Below are 6,388 nucleotides of genomic sequence, written 5' to 3'. Positions count from 1 at the left end.
CCTCGCTTTCGGTATCAGCGATCTGAACAGTGGCCGAGCTGCCGAGCTCCAGATTCTCGAAGGTCTTACCTGGAACACTGGCGTCGCTGATCCCAACGGTGAGCGAGCCCGAGTCTTTGAAGACGTCATCGCCTTGAGCTGGGGCTTTGTACTCAACTTGGGTCTGGCCCGCAGCGATGGTGACCTTGTCACCATTACTCAGGGTGACGGTCAGCGGACGGTCCAGCGGCTGGTTCACTTTGACGGTGAACGACGGCTGCTGATCTTCGGTGACATTGCCGTTGCTGACGATGGTGACGGAAACCTTGTCACCCTCGTTGCCAGTACCTGGAGTGCCAGTGCCTGGCTCGTCAGTCACGGTGGTGGTGACGGTGTTGTCACCGAGGGTCAACTTCTCGAAGTTATCCGCGCCGGTAACACCTTCCAGCTTGTTCACGATCGCTGGCTGACCGCCAACGTAGACGTCATCAGGCGCATGGATGGTGATGGTGCCGGTGGCGCTGCCCGCCGGAACAGTCACTTTCGTGCCATCCGACAGAGTGAAGGTCAGACCGCCATGACCTTTGACGTCCAGGCCCTGGGCGTTGGTCAGCGTGACGGTGTAAGTGATCTCACCGCCTTCGGACACGGTGGTCTTGTCAGCGGTCAGAGTCGCGATCACTTCGCTTTCGGTGTCGGCGATCTGAACGGTAGCCGAGCCGCCGAGCTCCAGGTTCTCGAAGGTTTTGCCTGGAACACTGGCGTCGCTGATACCAACTGTGAGCGAACCGGAATCCTTGAAGACGTCATCGCCCTGGGCTGGAGCCTTGTACTCGACCTGAGTCTGGCCCGCAGCGATGGTGACCTTGTCGCCATTGCTCAGGGTAACAGTCAGCGGACGATCCAACGGCTGGTTCACTTTTACAGTGAACGACGGCTGCTGGTCTTCAGTGACGTTGCCATTGCTGACGATGGTGACGGAAACCTTGTCGCCTTCGTTGCCGGTGCCTGGAGTACCAGTGCCTGGCTCGTCTGTCACGGTGGTAGTGACGGTGTTGTCGCCGAGGGTCAGCTTCTCGAAGTTGTCGCCACCGGTAACGGACTCGATCTTGTTGACGATGTTCGGCTGGCCGCCTACGTACACGTCGTCCGGTGCGTGGATGGTGATAGTGCCGGTGGCGCTGCCTGCCGGAACGGTCACTTTGGTGCCGTCGCTAAGCGTGAACACCAGGCCGTTATGGCCGGTAACCGACAGACCTTGAGCGTTAGTCAGGGTGACGGTGTAAGTGATCTCGCCGCCTTCAGACACCGTGGTTTTATCGGCCGTCAGGGTCGCGATCACTTCGCTTTCGGTGTCGGCGATCTGAACGGTAGCCGAGCCGCCGAGCTCCAGATTCTCGAAGGTCTTACCTGGAACACTGGCGTCGCTGATCCCCACAGTGAGCGAGCCCGAGTCTTTGAAGACGTCATCGCCCTGGGCTGGCGCCTTGTACTCAACCTGGGTCTGGCCCGCAGCGATGGTGACCTTGTCGCCATTGCTCAGAGTGACGGTGAGCGGACGATCCAACGGCTGGTTCACTTTGACAGTGAACGACGGCTGCTGGTCTTCAGTGACATTGCCATTGCTGACGATGGTGACGGAAATCTTGTCGCCTTCGTTGCCGGTACCTGGAGTACCAGTGCCTGGCTCATCAGTCACAGTAGTGGTGACGGTGCCGTCGCCGAGGGTCAGCTTCTCAAAGTTATCGGCGCCGGTAACACCTTCCAGCTTGTTCACGATCGCTGGCTGGCCGCCAACGTAAACGTCGTCCGGGGCATGGATGGTGATGGTGCCGGTGGCGCTGCCCGCCGGAACAGTCACTTTCGTGCCATCCGACAGAGTGAAGGTCAGGCCACCGTGGCCTTTGACGTCAAGGCCTTGGGCATTGGTCAGAGTAACGGTGTAAGTGATCTCACCGCCTTCGGAGACGGTGGTTTTGTCGGCGGTGAGGGTCGCGATCACTTCGCTTTCGGTGTCAGCAATCTGAACAGTGGCGGAGCTTCCCAGCTCAAGGTTTTCGAAGGTTTTGCCCGGAACACTGGCATCGACCACGCCAATGGTGAGGGAGCCAGAATCCTTGAAGACGTCATCGCCCTGGGCTGGCGCCTTGTACTCGACCTGAGTCTGGCCCGCGGCGATGGTGACCTTGTCGCCGTTGCTCAAGGTGACAGTCAGCGGACGATCTAGCGGCTGGTTCACTTTGACAGTGAACGACGGCTGCTGATCTTCAGTGACATTGCCGTTGCTGACGATGGTGACGGAAACCTTGTCGCCTTCGTTGCCGGTGCCTGGAGTGCCAGTACCCGGCTCGTCGGTCACGGTAGTGGTGACGGTACCGTCACCGAGGGTCAGCTTCTCGAAGTTATCGGCGCCAGTCACGCCTTCCAGCTTGTTGACGATCGCTGGCTGGCCGCCGACGTAAACGTCGTCAGGAGCGTGAATGGTGATGGTGCCAGTGGCGCTGCCTGCTGGAACGGTAACTTTGGTGCCGTCGCTAAGCGTAAAGACCAACCCATTGTGGCCTTTGACGTCCAAGCCCTGAGCGTTGGTCAGCGTGACGGTATAGGTGATCTCGCCGCCTTCGGACACAGTGGTCTTGTCGGCAGTCAGGGTTGCGACAACCTCACTTTCGGTGTCAGCGATCTGCACTGTTGCCGAACCACCGAGCTCCAGGTTCTCGAAAGTCTTGCCTGGTACGGAAGCGTCGGAAATACCAACGGTCAGGGAGCCCGAGTCTTTGAAGACGTCATCGCCTTGAGCTGGGGCCTTGTACTCAACTTGGGTTTGACCCGCAGCGATGGTGACTTTGTCGCCATTGCTCAGGGTGACAGTCAGCGGACGATCCAGCGGCTGGTTCACTTTGACAGTGAAGCTTGGCTGCTGGTCTTCGGTGACGTTGCCATTGCTGACGATGGTGACGGAGACTTTGTCGCCTTCGTTGCCAGTGCCCGGAGTGCCAGTGCCTGGCTCGTCGGTCACGGTAGTGGAGACAGTATCGTCACCGAGGGTCAATTTCTCGAAGTTATCGGCGCCAGTCACGCCTTCGAGTTTGTTGACGATCGAAGGCTGGCCGCCAACGTACACGTCGTCAGGAGCGTGAATGGTGATGGTGCCGGTGGCGCTGCCCGCGGGAACGGTGACTTTTGTGCCGTCCGAAAGGGTAAATACCAGGCCGCCATGACCTTTGACGTCCAGGCCTTGGGCGTTGGTCAGGGTCACGGTGTAAGTGATCTCGCCGCCTTCGCTGACAGTAGTCTTGTCGGCAGTCAGGGTCGCGATGACTTCACTTTCGGTGTCAGCGATTTGAACAGTGGCCGAGCCGCCGAGCTCCAGGTTCTCGAAGGTCTTACCTGGAACACTGGCGTCGCTGATACCAACGGTGAGCGAACCAGAATCCTTGAAGACGTCATCGCCCTGCGCTGGCGCCTTGTACTCGACCTGGGTCTGGCCCGCCGCGATGGTGACCTTGTCGCCGTTGCTCAAGGTGACAGTCAGCGGACGATCCAGCGGCTGGTTCACTTTGACAGTGAACGACGGCTGCTGGTCTTCGGTGACGTTGCCATTGCTGACGATGGTTACAGAGACTTTGTCGCCTTCGTTGCCGGTGCCCGGAGTACCGGTACCCGGCTCGTCAGTCACCGTCGTGGTGACGGTGCCGTCACCCAGCGTCAGTTTCTCGAAGTTATCCGCACCAGTAACACCTTCCAGCTTGTTCACGATCGACGGCTGGCCGCCAACATAAACGTCGTCTGGAGCAGTGATAGTGACCGTACCGGTAGCACTGCCCGCCGGGATGGTGACTTTGGTGCCATCCGAAAGGGTGAAGGTCAGGCCGCCATGGCCCGTAACATCCAGGCCCTGACCATTGGTCAGGGTGACGGTGTAGGTGATCTGGCCGCCTTCGGACACGGTGGTCTTGTCGGCAGTCAGAGTCGCGACGACTTCGCTCTCGGTATCGCTGATCTGGACGGTGGCCGCACCGCCAAGCTTCAGATCCTCGAAAGTCTTGCCCGGAACGCTGGCGTCGGTCACGCCCAAGGTCACGGAGCCTGCGTCCTTGAATACGTCGTCACCCTGGGCCGGCAGGCTGTAGGTGGCCTGGGTCTGGCCAGCAGCGATGGTGACCTTGTCGCCATTGCTCAGGGTCACGGTCAGGTCGTGGTCGAGCTTCTGGCTGACGGAAACGGTGAAGGTCGGCTGCTGGGCTTCTGTCACGTTACCGTTGCTGGCAATGCTGACAGTCACAGTGTCGATGCTGTCGCTGACCACGGTCTGAGCCGGGGTCGGGTTCGGCACCAGATTCTCGAAGTTACCGCCGCTGGTGCCGGTAATGGTGGTGCTGACCGTGCTGCCATTGACGAAGACATCGTTGGCCGGGGTCTGGAAGTCGACCGAGCCACTGGTCTTGCCGGCTTCGACGGTGACGGTCTGGCCGTTGGACAGGGTGACGGTGACTGGCGTCTGTGCCGGGTTGGTCAAGGTCACGGTATAGGTGATCACGCCGCCTTCGGTGACGCTTGGCGAAGCCGTCAGGGTGGCGGTGGTGGTGTCGACCGAGTCGTTGATCACGGTCTGCGCCGGGGCCGGGTTCGGCACCAGGTTCTCGAAGTTGCCACCGGTGGCGCCGGTGATGGTGGTGCTGACCGTGCTGCCGTTGTTGTAGACGTCGTTGGGCGGGGTCTGGAAGTCGACCGAGCCGCTGGACTTGCCAGACTCGACGGTGATTGTCTGGCCGTTGGACAGGGTGACGGTGACCGGCGTCTGTGCCGGGTTGGTCAGGGTCACGGTGTAGGTGATCACGCCGCCTTCGGTGACGCTTGGCGTCGCGGTCAAGGTGGCGGTGGTGGTGTCGATGGTGTCGGTGATCTGGGTCACCGCCGGGGTCGGGTTCGGGGTAATGACCAAGCCGTTGCCGCCGGTGGTGCCGGTAATGGTGGTGGAGATCTGGCCGCCATCGATGTAAGGCGTGTCGTTGGCCGGAATGTTGACGTTGACCGAGCCGCTGGTCTGGCCAGCCGGGATCACGATCACCGCGCCGTTGGACAGGGTGACGGTCAGGTTGCTCTGCGGCGCCTGGCCGACGGTGGCGGTATAGACGATGACGCCACCCGCTTCGCTGATCGAAGGGGTGGCGCTCAGGCTCAGGCCGGTTGGAATGGGATTGTTGTTGGTGGTGGTGTCATTGTTGCTATCCAGCCCACCGACTTCTTCGTTTGCCAGGCCTGCAGCGAAGCCCAGGGGGCCGGTGGGGAACCCGATGCTCGGGTCGACCACGCCTGCGGTTTCTTCCAGCAGCACGAAGCTGTGACCACCACCGACCGAACCGCCGCCTGCGGCAGCAGGGCCGGCAGCAGGCGCTTCCAGCTCGGTGGTCGGGTCGACACCGGAGGCAATGGCCTGTTGCAGCTCTTCGACCGAGGGCGCGGCCTGCGCGGTGGCCTGGGCCAGGTCGGTGCTGCTGTCGGGCGCATCGGCGCTCCATTGAGTGTCGCGGCCCAGGTCGAGCATGCGACCGTCGGCCAATTCCAGGGTCACGGCGCCGCCCGGGCCGGTAAGGACTTCCTCGCCTGCGAACAGGCGATCGCCTTCGATCAGCACGCGCTTGATGCCTTCCGGGGATACTGCGATGACTTGGCCAACAATGCTTTTGACGATGGCAACGACAGTGCTCATGGAACTCTCCGGGATGTGTCTCAATTGGCTTCCGGCCGGCGTGCGAACCTGCTTCCGCTGGAATGTTACAAAAATGATTTGACGCTTTTATTCGTCAAATTTCTGTCAATAATTTTCGGCTATTAAGTTTATGCCAAAGTATTGACCTTCGTCTCGCCATCCTAAACAATCGGCAAACTAATGTCACATTGATATTTGAGTAAAAACCTCTTCCTTTCGTATTAATTACGTACAGTCTCGCAAGCTCGCCAATCGTTGAGTCTAGGCCGCCATTCTCAGGGGCCAGACCCGCTTCGGCCGTGATTTGGGACAACAGCGCCACTTGGGAATCAGTAAAAATGCGTGCGTCACTTTTCACCGTTCTTCCTCTCGCCCTTGCAGCCTCCATTGCCCAAGCACAAACCCTGCCGCAAGCCATGCAACAGGCCTTGGACGTGCACCCGGAAATCCAGGCCGGGGTCAACGCCCGCACCGCCGCGGACTATCAACTGCGCGCCGCGCAGGGTGGTTACCTGCCGCGCGTCGACATGACCGCCGGCTACGGCCGCGAGGGCAGCGATTCGCCGAGTACGTCGCATCGCTGGGAGACTTTGAACCGGGGTGAGTCAAGTATCCGTCTCCGCCAAATGGTTTTTGACGGTTTTGCCACCTCCAGCGAAGTGGGCCGTCAGCAAGCCACGGTCAACGCTCGTGCCT

Annotated in this window: 2 protein-coding genes; one reads left to right on the top strand and one right to left on the bottom strand. The window is 60.3% G+C overall.

Going from position 1 to position 6,388, the window contains the following annotated elements; genetic code table 11:
* Positions 1–5,692: retention module-containing protein (locus VA602_RS14585; RefSeq protein WP_323453565.1), on the bottom strand; the 5,692-nt coding region annotated here is incomplete at its 3' end.
* 338 nt (positions 5,693–6,030) lie between these two features.
* Here VA602_RS14585 and VA602_RS14580 point away from each other — a divergent pair.
* On the top strand, positions 6,031–6,388 hold a 358-nt coding region (locus tag VA602_RS14580; protein ID WP_323453564.1), incomplete at its 3' end, for a TolC family protein.

The organism is Pseudomonas machongensis (assembly GCF_034961125.1).
Lineage (GTDB): Bacteria > Pseudomonadota > Gammaproteobacteria > Pseudomonadales > Pseudomonadaceae > Aquipseudomonas > Aquipseudomonas machongensis.
Note: the sequence above shows the minus strand (reverse complement) of the source record. Positions and strands in the feature narration are given on the sequence as shown.